Annotated in this window: 18 protein-coding genes; all 18 read left to right on the top strand. The window is 70.9% G+C overall.

The window, feature by feature from the left end; genetic code table 11:
• Nucleotides 1–21 precede the first annotated feature (21 nt).
• The 18 genes from AB0G17_RS06595 to AB0G17_RS06510 all read left to right on the top strand — a co-directional run bounded on the left by AB0G17_RS06595 (nucleotide 22) and on the right by AB0G17_RS06510 (nucleotide 20,622).
• Complete coding sequence (locus tag AB0G17_RS06595; protein ID WP_361376504.1) at nucleotides 22–1,155, top strand: C40 family peptidase; 1,134 nt, start codon at nucleotides 22–24, stop codon at nucleotides 1,153–1,155.
• A 234-nt stretch (nucleotides 1,156–1,389) separates the two neighbouring features.
• Nucleotides 1,390–2,139 (top strand): TnsA-like heteromeric transposase endonuclease subunit, encoded by a 750-nt coding sequence (locus tag AB0G17_RS06590; RefSeq protein WP_361376501.1) that lies wholly within the window; start codon nucleotides 1,390–1,392, stop codon nucleotides 2,137–2,139.
• The gene (locus AB0G17_RS06585; RefSeq protein WP_361376498.1) at nucleotides 2,136–4,187 is read left to right on the top strand and encodes a helix-turn-helix domain-containing protein; all 2,052 of its coding nucleotides are present in this window, start codon (nucleotides 2,136–2,138) and stop codon (nucleotides 4,185–4,187) included. The genes AB0G17_RS06590 and AB0G17_RS06585 overlap by 4 nt, the downstream gene beginning before the upstream one ends.
• Nucleotides 4,184–5,272 (top strand): AAA family ATPase, encoded by a 1,089-nt coding sequence (locus AB0G17_RS06580; protein ID WP_361376495.1) that lies wholly within the window; start codon nucleotides 4,184–4,186, stop codon nucleotides 5,270–5,272. The genes AB0G17_RS06585 and AB0G17_RS06580 overlap by 4 nt, the downstream gene beginning before the upstream one ends.
• Nucleotides 5,269–8,265: a TniQ family protein gene (locus AB0G17_RS06575; RefSeq protein WP_361376492.1), complete on the top strand. Its 2,997-nt coding sequence runs from the start codon at nucleotides 5,269–5,271 to the stop codon at nucleotides 8,263–8,265. Before AB0G17_RS06580 ends, AB0G17_RS06575 begins: the two co-directional genes overlap by 4 nt.
• A 235-nt stretch (nucleotides 8,266–8,500) precedes the next feature.
• On the top strand, nucleotides 8,501–8,815 hold the full coding sequence (locus AB0G17_RS06570; protein WP_361376489.1) for a DUF6112 family protein: 315 nt from the start codon (nucleotides 8,501–8,503) through the stop codon (nucleotides 8,813–8,815).
• Entirely contained in the window at nucleotides 8,815–9,501 is a 687-nt protein-coding gene (locus AB0G17_RS06565; protein ID WP_361376486.1) for a hypothetical protein, read from the top strand. Before AB0G17_RS06570 ends, AB0G17_RS06565 begins: the two co-directional genes overlap by 1 nt.
• Before the next feature lie 35 nt (nucleotides 9,502–9,536).
• A complete protein-coding gene (locus AB0G17_RS06560) occupies nucleotides 9,537–10,913 on the top strand; it encodes an ATP-binding protein (protein WP_361376483.1) in 1,377 nt (458 codons plus the stop codon).
• Between the two features lie 83 nt (nucleotides 10,914–10,996).
• Nucleotides 10,997–12,469, top strand: coding sequence for an SCO6880 family protein (locus AB0G17_RS06555; RefSeq protein ID WP_361376480.1), 1,473 nt, complete (start codon nucleotides 10,997–10,999; stop codon nucleotides 12,467–12,469).
• Between the two features lie 56 nt (nucleotides 12,470–12,525).
• Nucleotides 12,526–13,044, top strand: a complete 519-nt coding sequence (locus AB0G17_RS06550; protein ID WP_361376477.1) for a hypothetical protein — start codon at nucleotides 12,526–12,528, stop codon at nucleotides 13,042–13,044.
• A gap of 40 nt (nucleotides 13,045–13,084) precedes the next feature.
• Nucleotides 13,085–13,552, top strand: coding sequence for a DUF6238 family protein (locus AB0G17_RS06545; RefSeq protein WP_361376474.1), 468 nt, complete (start codon nucleotides 13,085–13,087; stop codon nucleotides 13,550–13,552).
• A gap of 80 nt (nucleotides 13,553–13,632) precedes the next feature.
• Nucleotides 13,633–15,147, top strand: coding sequence for an ATP-binding protein (locus AB0G17_RS06540; protein WP_361376471.1), 1,515 nt, complete (start codon nucleotides 13,633–13,635; stop codon nucleotides 15,145–15,147).
• A gap of 16 nt (nucleotides 15,148–15,163) precedes the next feature.
• Nucleotides 15,164–15,748 (top strand): hypothetical protein, encoded by a 585-nt coding sequence (locus AB0G17_RS06535; RefSeq protein WP_361376468.1) that lies wholly within the window; start codon nucleotides 15,164–15,166, stop codon nucleotides 15,746–15,748.
• Nucleotides 15,749–15,874: 126 nt separating this feature from the next.
• Nucleotides 15,875–16,336, top strand: coding sequence for a hypothetical protein (locus tag AB0G17_RS06530; protein WP_361376465.1), 462 nt, complete (start codon nucleotides 15,875–15,877; stop codon nucleotides 16,334–16,336).
• Between the two features lie 26 nt (nucleotides 16,337–16,362).
• Nucleotides 16,363–17,142, top strand: coding sequence for a hypothetical protein (locus AB0G17_RS06525; protein WP_361376462.1), 780 nt, complete (start codon nucleotides 16,363–16,365; stop codon nucleotides 17,140–17,142).
• A 125-nt stretch (nucleotides 17,143–17,267) separates the two neighbouring features.
• On the top strand, nucleotides 17,268–18,251 hold the full coding sequence (locus AB0G17_RS06520) for a hypothetical protein (protein WP_361376459.1): 984 nt from the start codon (nucleotides 17,268–17,270) through the stop codon (nucleotides 18,249–18,251).
• Between the two features lie 208 nt (nucleotides 18,252–18,459).
• Nucleotides 18,460–19,470: a hypothetical protein gene (locus AB0G17_RS06515; RefSeq protein WP_361376456.1), complete on the top strand. Its 1,011-nt coding sequence runs from the start codon at nucleotides 18,460–18,462 to the stop codon at nucleotides 19,468–19,470.
• Between the two features lie 684 nt (nucleotides 19,471–20,154).
• Nucleotides 20,155–20,622 carry a hypothetical protein gene (locus tag AB0G17_RS06510; protein ID WP_361376453.1) on the top strand — a complete coding sequence of 156 codons (468 nt, stop codon included), beginning with the start codon at nucleotides 20,155–20,157 and terminating at the stop codon, nucleotides 20,620–20,622.
• Nucleotides 20,623–20,643 lie beyond the last annotated feature (21 nt).

The raw sequence follows: 20,643 nt of genomic DNA, 5'->3' as shown, positions 1-20,643 counted from the left end.
GCCGCCGGGAGGCGTGCCGGATTGAAGGCGATAGCCGCCGGCATCGGCGTCGTCTTCCTCTCCCCCCTGCTGCTCGCGGGCACGGCCATGATGGTGGCCGCCGCCTCCAGCGAAGCCGCCGCAACCACCAGCTCCTTCAGCAACTGCCTGCATGACGTCGACACCGACGCCGTCACCAAGCAGGTGACGAAGATCCTCGACGGGGCGTCCGGCAAGGACGTGAAGGTCGAGGGCCTGACCCTGCCCGCCGAGCAGGTCCCCAACGCCCAGACCATCGTCGCCACCGGCATCTCGCTCGATGTGCCCAAGCGCGGGCAGATCGTCGCGCTCGCCACCGCGATGCAGGAATCACGGCTGCGCAACCTCGGCGCCGGCGACCGCGATTCGCTGGGCCTCTTCCAGCAGCGGCCCAGCCAGGGGTGGGGCACCGCCCAGCAGATCCGCGACCCGGTCTACGCCAGCGAGCGGTTCTACAAGGCGTTGCTGAAGGTCAAGGGCTGGCAGCAGATGGCCGTCACCCAGGCCGCCCAGGCCGTGCAGGCATCCGGCTTCCCGGACGCGTACGCGCAGTGGGAGCCGCTGGCCACCGCCCTGCAGTCCGCCATCGCCAAGACGTTCCCCGGGGCTGAGGACAAGCCCACCAAGGACGGCGACAAGGCCAAGGACACCAAGCCCCCGGCCTCCGGGTGCGGTCCGGCCGAGGACGGCTCCTCCTACGGGCGCATCCCCGAGGGCAGCGTGCCCAAGGGCTACGCCATCCCGAAGGACGCCGACCCCAAGGCCCGTACGGCGATCGACTGGGCGATGCACCAGCTCGGCACGCTCTACCAGTGGGGCGGGTCCTGCACCAACTCCCACGGCCCCGATCCGATGGGCCGTTGCGACTGCAGCAGTCTGATGCAGCAGGCGTACGCCAAGGCCGGTATCAACCTGACCCGCACCACATACACGCAGGTCAATGAGGGCAAGGCGATCTCGCCCGACAAGCTGCAGCCCGGCGACCTGATCTTCAGCCGGGGCACGGCTGCCGTACCCGAACACGTCGGGATGTTCATGGGGGCGGGCCTCGTCATCGAAGCCCCTAAAACCGGCAAACCGGTACGCATTACCCCATTGAAGGACTGGGCGATTCTCGCCGTCCGCCGCGTCGTCTGACGCCGCCCTCCGCCCGTGTAGGTTCCGATTAGAAATGTCGGTGTCCAAGTGATTTGTCGTCAACTTGTCGGTCCGACAGGTTCTTTGCGGCCCTACTCACGTACAGCGTCGTGGTCACCCTCGCGATGCGAGGTCCAGTCTTTCGTTTGGTCTCTCCTGCTTTTCCATCAGGTTACTGCTGGTGGCGGCCGATGTCCTGGTGTCGATTGCATCCGACACGAAAGGGCGGCCCAGGTGGGCAACGGCGACGAAGCAAGGACGACAGATAGCCGGACGGTCCGGGCGGTGTACCGGCAAGGGGACGGCCGTCTCGGCGAGATGGACTGGTGCCGTTTGCCGGTGGACGAGGTGGCGGACGGGCTGCCAGTCCGTGAATTCCGCTGGTACCGCGGCCGAAAGCACTACTCCGGCTGGTACCACGCCGCGACGACCGGGCGGCTGGTGGCCTACGAGAGCCGACTGGAGCTGGCCCGGATCCTGCTCGCTGATTTCGACCGGAGTGTCGTACGGATCGCGGCCCAGCCGTTCCAGCTGATCGGACGGGACGGCGACCGCATCCGCCGCCACGTCCCTGACCTGTTCCTCGTCCACACCGACGGCTTGGTGACCGTGGTGGACGTCAAAGCCCCCTCACGCATGAAGGATTCCAAGGTGATCGCGCAGTTCGACTGGACGCGGCAGCTGTGTGCCGGCCGCGGCTGGGTCTACGAGACCTGGTCGGGGGCCGATCCGGCGCTGGTGGAGAACGTGCGGTTCCTGTCCGGCTACCGCCGGCCGCGCCTGTTGGAGACGGTGCTGGTTCCCGCGGTGCTGGAGGAGGCCGGTCGGCAGGCGACGATCGGCGGGATCGAGGCGGCCCTGGCGGAACGGTGTCCGGCGGTGGCGGTCCGCCCGGTCGTCCTGCATCTGCTTTGGTCCGGTGCACTCGTCGCGGACCTGCACCACCCGCTGGGTTGCGCGACCGGCATTCGGGCGGCGGCATGAACGGGCTGTCCGTGGCGGTCTTCCCGGGGGTGCGCCTGTTGTTCGGCGGCGACGTGGTCGAGGTCCTGGAGCTGGACGGACTGCGGGTGACCGTGCGCAACGAGCGGACCGGCGAGTTCAGCGCGATGTCTCTGGGGCGCCTGGCCTCCGGGGCTCGTTCCTTGGAGCCGGTTGCGGGCGGTGTTCTGGACGGTGTCGGGCTGCTGCTGGCGAGTCTGTCCCCGGCCCAGCTCACCGCCGTGCGTGAACGCGCCGGGCATGTGCGGGAGGTCCTGAGCGGCTATCGGGCAGGCCATGCGGACAGTGCTTTGCCCAACGAGCCCCGAGCCGGGTTCGGGCCCGAACTCCCGCTTCAAGACCGTATTTTGACCAAGGCTGCTGAGCTGGGGATCTCCCCGCGCACGCTGGAGCGGTGGGTGCGGGCCTACCGCGAGTGCGGCGAGGCTGCGCTGGTCGATACGCGGGCGGTCAAGGGCCGGGGCGGCGGCGTGGATCCGCGGTGGGAGGAAGCGGTCCGCCGGGTGATGGCGGAGTCGGTGAACGCCTCGACGCCGACCCGTTCGGCCCTGCTGCGGCGGGCCGAGGACCGCTTGGTGGCCGAGTACGGCAAGGGCACGGTGGCGATCCCGGCCCGCAGCACGGCCTACGCCCGTCTGGCGGTGCTGGCCAAGGGCACGAACGCGGTTTCGGGCAGCGCCAAGGCCCGCCGCTCGATCGCCGAGCGGCCGCAGGGCACCTACGGGCGGCTGCGGCCGACCCGGCCCGGCGAGTACGTCGTGCTGGACACCCAGGACCTGGACATCTACGGCATGGAGCCAGTCACCTGCCGCTGGGTGCCCCTGCAACTCACTGTTGCCCAGGACCTGTTCACCCGGTGCATCGTGGGGCTGCGGGTCACCGCCTGCTCCACCAAGGCGGTCGATGTCGCCGGGGTGCTGTTCGAGGCGGTCTGCCCGCCGCTGGAGCATGCCGTCCGCCCCGAGCTCGTCCCCTATCACGGACTGTGGGACGAGGTGGTGTTCACCGAGGACGAGGTGCGGCCGGGCCGGGGGCTGTGTCCGCCCGAGACCCTGGTCATCGATCACGGGCAGGCGTTCATGTCCGCGCACGTGATCGGGGTGTGCACCCGGCTGGGGATGTCCATCCAGCCGGCCCAGCCGAAGAAACCCACCGACAAGCCGACCGTCGAACGCTTCTTCCGCACGCTGCGCGAGGGCCTGATCCAGCACCTGCCCGCCTACAAGGGCCCCGATGTCCACAGTCGCGGCCAAGGGGTTGAGGGGGCCGCGTTCTTCTACCTCCACGAGGTGGAGGAGATCATCCGCGAGTGGGTCGGCGAGGTCTACCACCGCCGCGAACACGACGGGCTGGTGATCCCGCAGTGGCCGAAGCTGATGCTGTCGCCGCTGGAGATGCTGCGCATCGGGCTGGCGCGGGCGGGGCGGCTGCGGATGCCCGCCTCGCCGGATCTGGTCTTCCAGTTCCTGGCGGTCAAGCCGCGCACCATCCAGCACTACGGCGTCGAGGTCGACGGCCTGCGCTACAACGGGCCGGTCCTGGACGGCTACCGCAACGCCCCCAGCCCCTACCCCGGGTTGGGTCGGCAGTGGCCCATCCATGTCAACCCCGATGACGTGCGGTTCGTCTACTTCCAGGACCCGCACGACGATGGCTGGCACGCATTGGAGTGGGAGCACGCCCCCTTGCTGGGCACGCCGTTCAGCGGCGAGGCCGCCGCCTACGCCCGCAGGCTGGCGGCCCGCGCGGGCCGCCACATCGACGCCCCGCAGGCGCTGTCGGATCTGCTGACCCGCTGGGATTCCGGCATGGTCACCGACCGGCGCGAACGCCGCATGGCGGTGCGTCTGTCGGCCGAGCGCTCGGCCCTGGTCTTGCCGGCGCTGCCGGAACAGGCCGGGCCCACGGACCCGGCGGGGCTGCACCTGGTGCCCGACCTTCCGGCCGGGGACGGCGACGACGAGGACGAGATCTTCGACGCGCCCGAAGACGACGACTTCTATGACGACGCGTTCGAGGTGATCGAGTGAGGCAGCCGAATCTCTTCAGCCTGTCTCGCAAGGAAGGCTGGCGCCGCTTCGCTGACGCCCCCGCCCGCCAGCGGCCCGAAAGGCTCACTCGCGCCCAGCTCACAGCGCTCGGCGAGGACGCGGCCGAGGACTACAACGATGCCCGCCATGACTGGCACGCCAACTTCGGCATCGTGAACACCCCGCAACTTGCGGATATTCATGAGGAGTTGGACCAGATCGTGGCCAGCAATCGGCAGGACGGCGACCGCATCCGCTCCGCCGCCGTCATCGACGCCCTGCCGGGGCTGGGCAAGACCACCATCGCCAATCTCTACGGCCGCACCTTCGACCGCCAGCAGATGCGCCGCCTGTCGGCGGTTACCGACGCCGGGCACGAACGCATCCCCGTGTTCCGGGTCGGGCTCACCTCGAACACCACACTGCGGACGCTGAACCGGATGATCTGCGAGTTCTACGGCCATCCGGCCACCGACCGGGCGAACGCGGCCGCCTTGGCCAGTCACGCGCTGGACTGCGTACTGTCCTGCGAGACCCAGCTCGGCATCATCGACGACATCCACTTCATCGACCTGGACCGCCGGGACGGGCTGGCGGTGTCCAACCATCTGAAGTGGCTGGCCAACGAGCTCCCGGTCACCTTCATCTATGTCGGGGTCGGACTGGCGGAGCGACGGTTCTTCGCCGACGGGCTGACCGGCAAGAACACAGTGCTCGCCCAGACCGCCCGCCGCTGGACCCGGCTCGAAGTCGATCCGTTCCGTCTCAAGACCGACCAGGGGCGCGAGCACTGGCGGAGCCTGCTCAAGTCCACCGAACAGCGTCTTGTGCTGGCCGAGCACCGCCCCGGGATGCTCGTGCGCCTGGCGGACTATCTCTTCGAACGCACCAGCGGGCATATCGGTTCGTACTTCACGCTCATCATGCGTGGCTGCTATCGCGCGATCCGCACCGGCAGGGAATCCCTCAACCGCCAGGTCCTGGACGGGGTCCGCCTGGACGAAGCCTCCGAGCAGGCCCGCCAGCAGCTGTCCGCCGCCCTGGCCCACGGCGCCCTCCCCTCCGCGCTCGGGGACGTGTCATGACCCAGATGCGCGTCCTGCCGCTCCGGGTCAAGATCCTGGAGGACGAGGGACTGGACAGCTGGCTGGAGGCCCTGGCCCGGCGCAACGGAGTGTCGCTCAGCGCTTTCGTGAGCGCACTGGGTCTGTCCCGCGGAATGTTCACCCGGACCCTGGTCACCGGTCTGCCGCCGGAAACTCTCCGCCAGATCGAAACGCTCACCGGCCTGACCGCCGGCTGCCTGGACCAGGCTGTGATCCCCCCGGGCTTCCCCTTCGGCCCCCGGCTGCAGAGCCGCTGCCGGTTCTGCCCGCGGTGCCTGGCCGAACGTGACGGACGGTGGCTGCTGCGCTGGTGGCTGCCCTTCACGTTCGCCTGCCCGCGGCACCAGACGCTGCTGCACGATCAGTGCCCCGGATGCGCCCTCGGCATCCGCATGCTGCTTCCCGGACGCACCCGCGCCTACCCGCCGACCACCTGCACCAGGCGGGACAAGCAGCGTGATGCCACCTGCGGCACCGATCTGACGGACACCGCCCCGCTGCCCCTGACGGCCGGTCATCCCCTGCTCGCTGCTCAGCAGTGGGTCGACGAAGTGCTGAAGCACTCCGATCCGCGCAAGACCCATGGAGTGATCGCGGACCTCAACTCCTGCACCCACTGGCTGCTGAGGGCCATCGAGGAAGGCGACCTGACCGGCATGGGAGACCACGTGATCCACGCCTGGGGGCAGCGTCCGACGGACGTCCGTACGCCGGCCGAACGAGCCCGGCACCTCACCGCGGCCGTCCGCGGAGTGATCGCACACACCGCCACCGCCTGGCTCGCCGACGCCGACGACACTCCCGCTATCCAAGCCATCCGCGTCCTGCGCGAGCGCAACGACACCACCAACAAGGTCATCCCCTGGGGCATGGCCGCGCACCGGTGGCACAGCCTCAGCGAGCGCACCCGCGGCCGGTTCCTGCGCGCCGGCGATCCGCACATGGGCGCCCTGGACCGGCTGCGCGCCCGGTCCCTGACCGCGCGCGCTGCGAGCCCCCGCCCCGGCGACCACCTCCCCACCGCCCGGGTCCGGCACATTCCTCAACTGCTCTGGCCCGGCTGGACCGTTCGGCTCATGCCCCGCCACGGCATGGAGGAGAACCCGTTCCGTGCCATCGCCGCAACCCTGCTGCTCGTCCCGCGCGAGGCGGCCCTCAGCGCACGGCACATCACCGACCGGCTCAACCCCCACCTGGCCAACACCATGACCACCACCCTCCAGCTCACCCTCAAGAACGGTCACCCCGACGTCCTCGCCGCGCTCTGCAACCTCGCCGACTACCTCGACGATCACGGCAGCCCCATCGACTACGCACGCCGTCGCACCCTGGTTCCCGCCGTCCCGCTCACCGAGGACGCCTGGCGCCAGCTGTGCTTCGACACCGACACCCAGCCCGGCGAAAGCGCCAATGCCAAGACGAAAACACCCCGTTACGTCTACGCCCAGCGCTTCGTGCACCAACTACTGACCGGCGCCGACCTCACGGACCCCCGCTACCGGCTGGCCCTGAAAACACCGGCCGAGCGCTCCCGCTACCACGCCTTCCGCACCGCGCTGACCACGGGCCAGCGCGAGGCCCTGCACCGTCATGCCGAGCAGGTCCTGGACGCACTCGGCATCGCTGAACCCGTCATCTGGGAACCACCCCAGCACCTGGCCGACGGCCTTACCCTTCCTGGCCCCCGACTCACCGACATCGACCTTCCCGCCCTCCAGCGCATCGTGATCACCGAGCAGCGCCCGCCCAGCGAAGCCGCCGAGGAACTCGGTATCACACTCGCCCACGCCCGCTTCGCTCTCGACCACGTCCTGCACGAACCGCGAGCCTGGGGCAGGAGTTCGCCGTTGACCGCCTGGAAGCTGCGCGAACGCGCCCGCACTGTGCTCACCCCCGACTACCTCCAGCGCGAGTACATCGACGGCGGCCGCACCCTGACCGACATCGCGAAGGACATCGCGATCCCCCGGCACATCGCGGTCGAGCAGGCCAGGGCCCTGGGCCTCACGATCTACCGCAGCCAACGCCCTCACCCCATCGACAAGACCTGGCTTCGCGAGCAGTACCTCATCCGCAAGCGCTCGACCGACTCCATCGCGCAAGAACTCGGCACGGAGGACGAAACCGTCCGCCGCCGCCTCAAGCAACTGGGCATCCCCCGGCGGCCGGCCGGAGTGCACAGCCAACAAGTCATGATCCTGAAGCTTGACCGGCGCCTCCCCCTCGACATCCGCAATGCCGTCGAGGGCGGCCTCCACGGATGGCAACGACTGCACCGCTTCCAGATCACCATGGCGTTCCCGAGCCTGGAGACCGCCGCCGCCTACCTCAACACCCACCAGGGCTCGCTGGTCAACCAGTTCCAACGCCTGGAACACGACATCGGCGCACTCCTCTTCCACCGCTCCGCCTTCGGCAAGCCACAGCGCCCAACAGCCCGAGGCAAAGCCATCCTTCGTCACCTCGACAAGGCGCACGTCCAAGCCCTGATGCGCACCGCGCTGCCCAACAGCAAGACCACGCCCATGCCCGACCCCACCACCCTCGCACAGGCCCTGGCCGCCAACTCCACCCGCCAGCCACCCGGCCCCCTGCGCCCCTACCCGGGCATCACCGTCCCCCGCATCCGCGTCCGCCGGGAAACCCTCGTACTCCTGCACGACCTCCTCGCCCACCCCGGCGAAGAGTTCTACGCCGCGCAGGTCGCCGCCCGAACCGGGCTCAACCAAGGCAGCCTGTCCGATCGGCTCCGCCAACTCACCCAGACCGGCTGGCTCACCAGCCGCCTCGAAGACGACACCGCCTGGAGGAACAGAGCACCCGCCATCCGCGGACCAGGGAAGCGCCGCGTCTACTACACCCTCACCCCCGAAGGCCGCAGAGCAGCCACCCATGAGATCGAACGCCGCAGCAATCCCAACCAGCCGAGGACCACCGCATGCACACCACACACAGCTCCCCAACCCGCCTGAGGATCACGACAGATGCCCCGGACAAAACCACCGACAAATCGTCCGGACACTTACCCGAACCCACAGGTCACAACAGCACCGGCCGACAGATCAAACCGGAACCTACAGCCCGGGATCCCGCACCGCGCGGGCCGGGCCGGCCCCTCCCGGCGCCGCTCGCGCCACTCCCCTTCCTCTCTTCCCCCTTTTGCCGGGCCGTATCCGGCCTGCGCACGCAAGGAGTCCCGCCACACCCATGCCCATACCTCTCGCAGACCGCGTCATGTACCTCGCCTACGACCCCGGCATCTCCCCCAAGGGCGGTGGCCTGCCCGGCTTGAGCGTGCTGAAGAACGTGGTGAACAGCATCAACATGTTCGGGATCATCGCCGTCGTCGGGGCCCTGGCCGTCTCGCTCGGTGTGTGGGCCTGGGGCCACCACACCGGCGGCCACCAGGCCGAGGCCAACGGCAAGAAGGGCGCCATCGTCGCCGCGGGCGCAGCCCTCGGCTTGGGCGCGGCCAATGGCATTGTCGCGTTCTTCAGCGCCCTGGGGGCGCAGGTCCACTGATGAAGCGCTTCCCCTCTCTCTCGTCCTACGGCGTCGGCTGGTCGGCCAACCGCCGCATCGCCATCGTCGCGATCAGCCTCACCGTCCTGCTCGCGCTGGCCGCCGGCGTCGCCTCCTTCACCGGCTGCGGCAACGGCGGCGGCCACTCCGAGTCCGCCGCACCGTCGGCCGCGAACAGCACCGGCCCCGGCGAGACCGCGCCGCAGCCCGGCACCACGGGGACGGGGTCGGTGCCCCAGCCGCCGCAGGTCGCCGAGCCCGTGGCCTACGCCAAGGCTGCGGCCAAGATGCTCTGGTCCTACGACACCAGGGACACGACCCGCGACCAGCAGCTCGCCGGCATGAACGCGTGGATGACCAAGGAATCCACGTACGCCGACTGGACGTCGGTCACCGCTCAGGTACCGGATCCGACCCTGTGGTCGCGCATGGCCGACAACGACCAGCACGCCAGCGCGACGGTCACCGAAGGCCACTTCCCCTCCGCGTTCAAATCGGCCCTGGCCGAGGACCCGTCCGCGATCACCAAGGCGTACATCTACGTCGTCACCGTCAACGGCAAGCAGCAGATCGCCTGGAAGAAGGGCGGCCAAGGGGCCGAGGACCGCGCCGTGACCCTGGCCGTCCAGTGCCGCCCCAGCCACGACTGCACCCTGGCCGCCATCGCCCCGAACGTCACGCAGTGACCCGCGCCTGACACAAGAAAGGAGGCCACCTCCCCGTGGGTTTCTGCGACATCCCCCTCGCCGACAAGGTGTGCGGCATCGCCGGCGCCGCCAAGGGTGCCGTCGACTTCGCCAGCGATCCGGGCAAGGTCATCGGCGACTGGATGGCCAAGTCCTCCGGCGAACTCGCCGCCACCGCAGCCGACCTGGCCGCCAAGGCCGTCAACGCCACCACCCGCGTCGACCTGAATGCCGGCTGGTTCCGCGACAACTACGCGATGCTGCTGCCGATCGGCCTGGTGATCCTGGTCGCGACGTTCTGCGCCCAGCTGGTGCGCGCCGCGATCCGCCGCGACGGCGAGGCCCTGACCCAGGCGTTCACCGGCACCGCATCCGGCGTGATCTTCGCCTTCAGCGCCATCGCCCTGACCACCGTCGCCATCGAAGTCGTCGACGCCCTGTCCGACGGGCTGTTCAAGGCGTCGCGCCTGTCGATCGAATCGGCCGTGCGGCGCATCGTGAAGGTCTCCCAGATCCCGGCACTCGCCGGACTGGGCTGGCTCGTGGCGGTCTTCGCCGCCATCGGAGCCGCCATCGGCGCCTTCATGTACTGGTGCGTGATGATGGTCCGCAAGGTCGGCATCCTCGTCATGGTCACCCTGGCGGTGTTCGCCGGTGCCGGCGGCGGCTGGGAAGTCGCCCGCCGCTGGCGGCGCGGCTGGATCGAAGCCACCGCCACCCTCGTGGTATCCAAGCTGCTGATGACCGTGATCTTCGTGCTCGGCATCGCCGCCATGGGCAAGACCGAGGCCAAGGACGGACTCGGCGCACTCGCCGACGTCATGTCCGGCATCGTCATCATGATCTTGGTTTTGCTGTGCCCGTACGCGACCTTCAAGTTCGTGCACTGGGCCGCTGAAGGCACCGACGGCGAATCGATTCACCGTGCCGGTGGTGCCGGAGCCCAGCTCGCCAAGCAGCACACCGAGCGCGCCGGCCGCAAGGCCGCCGCGATGGCAGCCACCGCCGGAACCGGCGGCGCGGCAGCCGGAGCGGGCGCCGCCCCACAAGGACCGGACTCGGTGCCCGGCGGCGGCTTCCCCGGCGACGTTGCCGCCAACCCCACCGGCGGCAGCGGCCAGGACTCCGGCGGCTCCTCGGGTGGCCAGGGCATGAAGGGCGGTCTGAAGAAGGCCGTTCAGCCTCCGCCGACGAGCACCCGCGATGACACCAGCGGCCAGTTCGGCGGCGGTCCCGGCCAGGGCGGACCCGGCTCAGGCTCGGGATCCCCGTCCGGCGGCGGATTCCTGTCGAACCCGGCGGCCTCCACCACGCCCCCGCCGCAGGGCGCGCCCCAGGCACCGAACTCCGCTTCCTCGCCCGGTGCCAGCGGCGCCGGAGCGCCTCCGCCGCCTCCGCCCACCGGTATCTGACCCCGTCCCTTCGCGCCGGAGCGGCACGCACCACTCCCCGTGTGTGCCGCTCCGGCCCCGCCCGCGCACCACCGGAACGGCCCTTGTCTCAACTCTCCATCACCCCCCTCACGGTCAAATTCCCCCACAGGTCGAAGCGCGGCATCCTGCTCGGCCTCACCCTTCCCCAACTGGTCCTCGTCTCCAGCGCGTTGGCACTGCTTCTGGTCACCGTCGTCAGCACCGGACTGCTCGGCGCCATCGCGCTCACCCCGCTGTGGGCCGCGGTCGCCGCCCTGGTCGCCATCCGCCGAGGCGGCCGGTCCCTGATCGACTGGGCGCCGATCGTCGTCCGTTTCGCCCGGCGCCGCCGCAGCGGGCAGACCCTGTGGCTCGCCCGGCCTGTCACCCGCCCGCGCCACGACGGCACCCTCCACCTGCCCGGCACCGCCGCCTCCCTGCGCGTCGTCACCCCCTCGGACTCGGCCAACGGCGCCGCCGCGGTCCACGACCCGCACCACCAGACCCTGACCGCCGTCGCCCGCGTCTCCAGCAGAGCCTTCGCCCTGCTCGACCCCGCCACCCAGAACCACAACGTCACCGGGTGGGGACGCGCACTCGCGGGCATCGCGCGGACCGGCCACGTCGCCACCGTGCAGGTCCTGGAGCGCACCGTGCCCGACAGCGGCGACACCCTCGCCCGCCACTGGACCCAGCAGGGCTACCCCCAGACCTCGGTGGCCGGACAGGTGTACTCCGACCTCGTCGCCTCCGCCGGCCCGGCCGCCGCCCCGCACGAGGCGTACCTGGCCATCTCCCTGGACCTCAAGGCCGCCAAGCGCTTGATCAGTCAGGCGGGCGGCGGCTTCCCCGGAGCGTTCACGGTGATGGAGCAGACCACCAGCGCCATCGCCCAGGCCGCCCGCAGCGCCGGGCTCATGGTCACCGGCTGGCTGACCGCACGCGAGATAGCCGCCGTCATCCGCACCGCGTATGACCCCAAGGCGCTCTCCGGCCTGCAGCAGTGGTCCGAAAGCGGACGGGCCGAAGCCGACCCCGCTGCCGCCGGGCCCGTCGTCCAGGTCGAGGAGTACGACCGTTTGGCCACCGACTCCGCGCGGCACGCGACCTACTGGGTCGAGGACTGGCCGCGAACGGAGACCGGCGCCGGATTCCTCCACGGGCTGATGTTCAGCGCCGGGGTACGGCGCAGCCTGTCCCTTATATACGTGCCCCAGGGGCTGGAGTCGGCGATGCGCGACGTCCAGCGCAAGAAAGCTGCGATCATCTCGGATGCCGCCGAACGCTCGCGGCGCGGCCAGGTCGACTCCGAGGCCGACAGCGTCGAGTACGCCGACGTCAAAACCCGCGAACGCCAGCTGATCGCCGGCCACGCCGACGTCGCCCTGACCGGCCTGCTCACCGTCTCCGCCGAGACCGACGCCCTGCTCGATGCCGCGTGCGCGCAGATCGAGACCGCCGCCGTCACCGCCCAGGTCGACCTGCGCCGCCTCTACTACCAGCAGCCCGACGCCTTCACCCTCGGCGCGCTCCCGCTCGCCCGGACCGCGCTGTGACGCCCCGCCCCCGCCCGGGGTACCTATTCGACGAACTTCGCACTCTGCTCGCCCCGGTGCAGGAACTCCAGAGGCGCCACCAGCAGCGGCTGGACGCCCACCGCACCGAGGACGGGGAAGTGATCGAGGACCAGTACGCCGCGTACGACGACGCCCGCCTTGAGACAGCCCTGGAGGCCAGCGACGCCCTGGACACCCTCGTGGCGCAGCTCGAACTGCTGGTCGCCGACCCGCCGCGCCGAGCCTTCACCCTCGCTCTGCGCGGACCCGGCGCCGACGAGGGCCACCTGCCCTGGCTGTTCGTCGTCAACGGCGCCGACCTGGACGACGCCTACCAGAGGCTGAGCCAACTGCCTTCCTTCCACCAGTGGTTGGAAGACGTCCGCCACCCCGGCACCTCCCGCCAGGGCGAGGAAAACCTGGTCCCCGGCCAAAGCCACCCCGGCGTCCGCGGGCCCGGGACGTATATCGACCTGCGCCTCGAACAGGCCCGCGTCCTCGCCCGCCGCGCGCCGGCGCGCGGCTCGCTCCTGCCGCCCGCACCGCCCCCGTCAGCGCCTGGCCGCGCCCGCTGACCTCCCCCAGCCCCTGCCGCCCGGCACGAAGGACTCCTCTTTGACCACTCCCTCTCCCGTCACCGACGCCCACCCGTATCTGCGGGCCGCCAGTGCCGGCGTCCGCCACCACACCCGCGCACTGTCCCCCCGGGGACAGGCTGGCCCCGTTCCTGCGGACCGCGCCCACCTCGACGTACTGCACTCCCATCTGATCGCGCTGCACCAGCTGCTGGACCGGCTCTCCACCGCGACCCGGCCCCCACATCCGGCCGCCGGGCGTCACCTGGCCACCGCGGGCACCCGGCTGTGGCAGGCCAGCGCCGCCGTCCACGACGCCTTCCACCTCATACCGCCCGTCCACGAACCGTCCACGGACGAGGCGGAGTGCCACCCCGAGCGGCTCCCCGAAGGCCCTCCGGCGCTGACCATCTGCCAGCGCCACCTCGCCGCCGGACACCTCGTACGCCGCACCACCACCCCCAGCGACCTGGGCCACCCCGCACACACCACCGCCTGTGTCCAGTAACTCCCGCCTCCTGAACGGCGCCTGCCCGTGCTGGTTCACGGGCTCCACCGCGCCCGCCGTCATCTGAAAGCCGCTCCGCCATGACCCACCGGCCCGCCCGGCGCGCCCGCCGCGCCTCGGCCTCTCCGCTGTTCACCCCGCACGGCACCGACCGCGCCAGCCGCAAGGCCGCACGCCGCCAGCTCGCCGAGGCCACCGCCAAGGCACGCGCCGAAGCCGCCCAGCACCCGTCCGGCACCGAGCCGGCCGAACAGGAGATGCCCGCTGCCCTCTTCCCGCCCCACGGCCGCCCCGGCCCCGCCTCAGCACGCGGCGGCAAGCTCAAGCTGCCCGCGCACCGCATGACCACCGCAACCGTCGCGGGCGCCTACCCCTTCCTCGCCGAGGGCGGACTCGGCGCCGAAGGCATCTACATCGGCCGCGACATGCACGCCGAAGCCAGCTTCTGCTTCGACCCCTTCGCCCTGTACGGCCGCATCGAAGGCTTCACGAACCCCAACGTCCTGCTCGCGGGCGTGATCGGCCAGGGCAAGAGCGCCCTGGCCAAGAGTTTTGCCCTGCGGTCCGTGGCCTTCGGCTACCGCGTCTACGTGCCCTGTGATCCCAAGGGGGAATGGACCCCGGTGGCCGCCGCCGTCGGCGGCACCTCCATCGCCCTCGGCCCCGGCCTGCCGGGCAAACTGAACCCGCTGGACGCGGCCCCGCGCCCGCCGTCGGTCTCCGAGACAGACTGGGCAGGCGAGATCCGCAAACGGCGCCTGCTGCTGCTCGGCTCCCTGGCCCGCACCGTCCTCGGGCGGGACCTGCTGCCGATGGAGCACACAGGGCTGGACGTCGCCCTGGATGCCGTGGTCACCCGCGCCGCCGCCACCGGGCGCACCCCGCTGCTCGGCGACATCGCCACCATGCTCAACAGCCCCGACGAGCTGGACGCCGTCGGCGGTCTGATGTCCGGACGCCTGGGCGACGCCTCCCGCGACCTGGCCCACGCCATGCGCCGCCTCGTACACGGCGACCTGGCGGGCATGTTCGACGCGCCCTCCACCGTCGTGTTCGACCCGGGCAGCCCGATGCTCACCATCGACCTGTCCCGCCTCGGCGGCTCGGGCGACGACACCGCCCTCGTCCTGGCCATGACCTGCGCCTCCGCCTGGATGGAGTCCGCGCTCTCCGACCCGAACGGCGGCCGGCGCTGGATCGTCTACGACGAGGCATGGCGCCTGATGCGCCACCCCGGCCTCCTCCAGCGCATGCAGTCCCAATGGAAACTCAGCCGCGGCCTGGGCATCGCCAACCTGATGGTGATCCACCGGCTGTCCGACCTCCTCACCGCCGGGGACGCCGGATCCCGGGGGCGCGCCCTCGCCGAGGGTCTGCTCGCCGACTGCTCCACCCGCATCATCTACCGCCAGGAGACCGACCAGCTCCACGCGGCGGCAGCCCTTTTGGGCCTCACCTCGGTGGAGAGCGACGCGATCTCCCACCTCAACCGCGGAAGGGGCCTATGGAAGGTCGCCGGACGATCTTTCATCGTCCAACATCTCCTCCACCCGCACGAATTGGCTCTTTTCGATACAGATTCCCGAATGCATTGACTTTCCCCGGAGGCTCATGAATCCCGACGCCCAGCGCAAGCTGCTCCAGCGCGAACTCATACCTCGCGACGACACCCTCAAGATGATCGGCGCGCTCAACGACCTGAAGGCCAGACTCCTCGCCTTGGCCGAGGAATGCCAGCTGCTGGACGACACCGGCCGTGTGCCGGCCACGCCGTCCTACACCGAACTGCTCCAGCATGCCGCCGAGGCACAGGCCCTCTCCCGCGAAGTCGTCGACCTGACTGCCGAGTTCGCCGGGAGCGCTCACAGCACGAACCGCGCCGGCACCGCCGTTCTCGCCCACCTCGCGACGGCAGCCACCATGTTGAGCCACGCGGCACCGCACTTCGCCGAGACCGCAGAGAACTCCCTGCCCCTGAACCGGACTTCCCATCCGGACGACCGGCACTACCAGGGCAACCGCATGGTCCTCGACCACGCAACGGCACGCGCCTATCTGCGGCGTGCGTCGGAATCGCTCCGCGACGCAGTCAGCGAACTCAACGCCCACCTCCACTTCCACCGCTTCGTCCCGGCCCCGGCCCGGCAGCAGAACCCGGCGCTCCCACCGCCCCCGCCGAGCGCACGCCACCGGTAGGGAGCACCGAAGCATCCCCGTCGCAGGCAGAGCGCAGGTCTTCACGAACCGACGCCCCTCCCGACAGCGCCAGCGAAGGCCCAGCCCATCCCACCTCTTCCTCACCCCTCTGGATCCCACGCCCTGATGGCAGCCCCCTCCAGCACTCCACCCCTTTCGGCCGTCGGCTCCCAGATGGTGAACGAGGCGCTCGGCGCCTCGCCTCGGCATCTCGAACGGCGCCACACCCCAGACAGCCCTGCGGACGTCGTCGCCCAGCTCGTGTTCACGGCCGCGCGCCAACTGGACTACCTGCACGAGCAGTTCGCCGATGCGGCCCAGTACGCGGCCTCCAATCTGACGCGCGCCGCCACAGGGAAGACGACGATCAACTCGCTCGGCGTCCTGCAGAACAGCGCCACGCAGATCGACATCCTGGCCGCACGCCGCGCCGACGCCATCAAGCACCTCAAGACCCTCATCCACGCCTACCGGCAGGTTGCGGCGGCCGACCACGCCACCCCGCCCCCGGCACGCCGTCCAGCCGTCGCCCCGATCCGCCCGGACGCGGCCGGCGCGACGCCCTCCCGCGCGACACGCAGCCGGTAGCCCTGCCTCTTACCTCCGAGGAGCCCATGCCTGCATCCCGCGCCGACCTCGCTTCCTTCGCCGACTCTCTCGCCTCCCGCCTGCCCGGCGACTGGCACAGCGCATACCGCCAACACGACCAGTACGGCGACCAGTTCCCCCTTGACGACGAGGTCTGGGACGTCGGCCACGTCCACTGGGCCGTCGGAGTATTCGTCCTTCGCCACGACGCACTGCTGTCGGGCCCCGACGGGCAACGGCTGTGCGTCATCGACCGCCCGCTGCATCTCGACCAGTTCCTGGTGGCCCCGCTCGAACCGGGCGAGGGCCTCAAGCCGCACCACTTCTCCGGCGTGGAGGAGCCCAACGGCATCAAGGTCGGCAACGACCCGCTGCGGGCGGCCGTCGCGGTCAGCCGCCGGGTCCTGCCCCGCTACCGCAGCGCCTTGGCGGCCGTGCGCCACAACCAGCAGGTCCGGCCCGAGCCCCCGCTGCGCCCCGCGCCGCCCGAGGTCGACCAGGTCCTCACGCTGACCCGGTACGCCGACGGCGTCCTCGGCGCGCCGTACACGACGGTGCCCGCCGAGGCCCGTGATGCGCTCTACATCCACGGCTTTCAGTACCACCCGCACCAATGCGCCTTCCTGCTGCCCGCCACGTACGGCGCGGCCGGGCAGGCCCTGCGCGTCCAGGCCGTGGCACAGCAGCTCGCCGCCCGCGGCATTGGCGTGAACCTCCGGCACAGCCTGCCGCCGCCCGCCGCGGCGCCCGCGCTGAACACCCGCGCCGCGCTGCCGGGCTCGACGCCCGTCGCCCACCGCCGCTAGTTCCGCCCCGGGCCTCGCTGCCCGTCCCCTGCTTCAGGAGATCCCCACTGCCCACGTCCTCTCCACTCCCCGCGGTCCCCGCCGCTGCGGGTGTCACCACCCCCACCGATCCAGGCGGCCGTTACGTGTACGGCCGTCAGGTGCTCGCGCTCACCGATCAGCTCAACGGCACGACGTCCTACGAGCACGCCGCCGACCTCACCGACCAGGTCCTGGAGCCGACCGACGGCCTGCTGGAGCGGCTCGCCGAGTTTTTCGAAGCGGCAGCCGAGAAGGCCAAGGAGTCCGACCACGACGACGCCTTCGACCTCCACTACGACCTGGAGGACGCCGCGTCCACCTTGCGCGGGCTCGGTGAAGACCTGCACGTCGCCGTCGAGCGCATGCGCGCCCTGGCTCCCCGGTCCTCCCGTACGCCAGACGACCAAGGCGACTGTTGCGGGCATCGGCGTCGGGCTGCCGACGGCAGTGGCGCCCCCTCCTGGTCGCACCCGGTGACGCCGCCCGAGCCTCCCGGTCCGCTCGCCGGCCTGGACCAGGCAGCGCATCTGCACTCGCTGGCCGAGCGCATCCACCATGCCGCCGACGACCTGCCTGCCCCGGAGTCCGCTCACTCGCTCGCCAGCATCAGCGAGGAGGTAGAAGACCAAGTCCACGTCGTTGCGGGCATCTTCGCCTCGCTCGCGCATGAAGCCGCCGTCCATGGCCGGGCGGTGAAGCGGCATCCCAGCGCGCCGGACTCCCTTGCCCACGACAAGGTCGTCCTGCTGACCCGTGCGGCCGATCCTCTCGGCTGGGCCCTGGCCAAGCTGGGTGAGGCCGTCGTCCAGATCGGCCGCCTCCATGAGATCAGCGCCGGCCCACGTACGCCGGAGCGGGCCAAGGCCCTCAGCCGCGCACGCGCGGTCCTCGGCGAACGGCTCCGCAGCGCCCACCGGCACCTGACCGACGCGGCCGGCGACCTGCACCGGGACGCCGACCTGCTCGTTGCGGCGGCCGTCGGCACACGCCGTGCACCGTCTCCCTCTCCCCATCACCGGACTCGGTCACCTGACGCACTGCCCGTGTCTCCACCCGTATCACCCACCGCCTCCAGAACCCTCCACTGACCTGGACAGACGTCGCGCACTGCCCCGCTGCGGGCAGCTTCGCGCCCCGCGTCACCGGCCAGGGAGGGCGAAACATAGCGGGCAATGCCCGGTTAGCAAAACCGGGGATTGCCCGGACCCTAGAGGCGGATCACCCACCCCCCTTCCCCAGGAGCACCTCATCCGCCGCACCCTCCACCGATTCCCCCTGGCCATCGCCGCTGTCTGCGTGTCACTGGCCGCGACCGCCTGCGGCAGCGGCAGCGACAGCCCCGAGACCAAGAGCTCCACGCCGTCCGCCAGCGCCGACAAGCCGCGGGAGCTGCCGCCCGCGCTCACCAAGCAGCAGGCCCTCGACGCGATCGACCGGTACTCGCAGGTCAACAACAAGGCCAACACCGACAACGACCGCGACCTGCTCGACACCGTCGAAGACGGCCCGATGTATGCCATGTCGGTCTCCGAGTACAAGGAGTCCGAGGGCCTGACCCCGTCCGAGCGCAAGGCGTACACGCCGTGGGCGTACGACACGCAGAACACCCAGCTGTACATCCCGCGGATCGCGAACGGTCAGCCGCGCTGGTTCGCCGCCGCGCTCTCCGCCACCCCGGGCAAGGCCCCCAGCCGACTCGCCGTCTTCGCCGAACAGCCGCAGCACAAGCGGTGGGAGATGGTCTCCGTCGCCGATATGTACGGCCCGGACCTGCCCACGGTCGCCCTGGACGCCGACGGATACGCCACCGCCGTCGCGGCCAACAGCAACAAGGACCTCGCCGTCGGGGCCGATCGGCTCAGGGAGGGCGTCCTGGACAACTTCGCCACCGGCGGGCAGAACTCCGGGAAGAAGATCTTCACCGAGAGCAAGGCGAGCAGCCTGCAGATCAAGGTCCACGACGAGACCGTCACCCAGTACGGCAGCCAGGGCACCAGCACGTTCGCCAGCGCCACCAACCGCTACGGCGACGCGTACGCGCTCAAGACCACCGACGGCGGCGCGCTGGTCTTCTTCTCCCACACCCACACCCAGACCGACGCGGTCGCCCGCTCCGGTCTGCAGCTCAACCCCGGCAAGGACGACCGCGCCTGGCTGCACGACGTTCCGCGCAGCTCCATCCAGTACACGTTCGTCTGCAACGACGCCGCCACCGTCCCCGCGAAGGCCGCGCCCTCCACGCTGCTGGCCTACACCTGCGCCCGCACCGACGCCTCCGGCCCGCCGGTGAACTCCGCTTCCGCCTGACTTCGAGCCGAACGACCATGCCGGGCGCGGCGCCGAGCAGCGCGCCGCGCGCCAGGGTGCCGTCACCCGCAGCGACCTGCGCCGGTGGGCGCAGCGCGACGCCCAGTCCTTCCTGGCCGCGCACCCGCTGCCCGACCGGCCAGCGCCAGAGCTGGACCTGGCTCCGTACCTGGACGCCCTCGCTGCGGCCGACACACCAGCTGAGGTCCATGCCGTCACCTCTCATCTGCTGGAGGCCGCCGAGCCCGTGCTCCGCGCGGTGAGCGACTATCTCCAGGCCGCCGCCCAGTGGCGTGACCAGCACCGCGGTGCGGCAACGGGCTCACCGCCGCGGCTGCTCATGGACGCGGCCAGCCACGCGTGGTCCGCGCTCGCCGTCGGCAGGCACGCCAGCCTGGCCTCACTGCGCGCCGCGTACCTTCCCGCGCCGACACCGACGGCGCAGGGCCATTGCCCGGCCAGCACCACCTGCGCGCTCCCTCCCGGAGCCGCCGAACTCCCCTTTCGGACCGGCCCCCAGCCGGTGACCTCGACTCCCCTGAGGTTCCTTGCCCACGAGTCCTTCCTGGCCCGCCCCGACGGAGGCGCCCCCTGTCTACCCGTTCCTATATCGCCCGCCCCAACGGCACCGGCTTCACCGGCGTATACGTCCACCACGACGGCTACCCCAGCGCCCGCCTCCCTTTGCTCCTCGCTGCCTACCAGCACCGATTCGGCGGTGACGTCGACGCCCTCGCCGCGTACCTGATCGACCGGGTGCCCGTCGGCTGGTCCACGCTCGGCAACGACCTGCTCACCGGAATGCCCGCGCACCTGCGGGCCGATCTCTCCGTCAACTGGACCTCGCCCGGCGCCCAGTACGACGACCGCCCCGCAGGGGATCCGCCCGTGCGCATCACCGACTACGACACCGATGGCCTGGACTGGGGCTACGTCCTGCACCCGCACGCCATCGAGGTCGTCCCGCTGCACGCGGCAGACATCGGCCCCTTCGTCGCCTGGGACACCGATCCACGCAGCCGCTTCAGCGATCAGCAGCTCCTGTGGGGATTCGACCGGCCCGTGCCCGCCACACGCCCACCACGCACCGCGCAGACCCCACCCGCGACGGTATCCGCCGCAGTGTCCGCCCGCCCCCGCGCACGTCACTGAGCCGCCCCCTGCCGCCGCTGA

Origin of the sequence: Streptomyces sp. NPDC023838 (genome assembly GCF_040639555.1) — a bacterium.
GTDB lineage: Bacteria > Actinomycetota > Actinomycetes > Streptomycetales > Streptomycetaceae > Streptomyces.
Note: the sequence above shows the minus strand (reverse complement) of the source record. Positions and strands in the feature narration are given on the sequence as shown.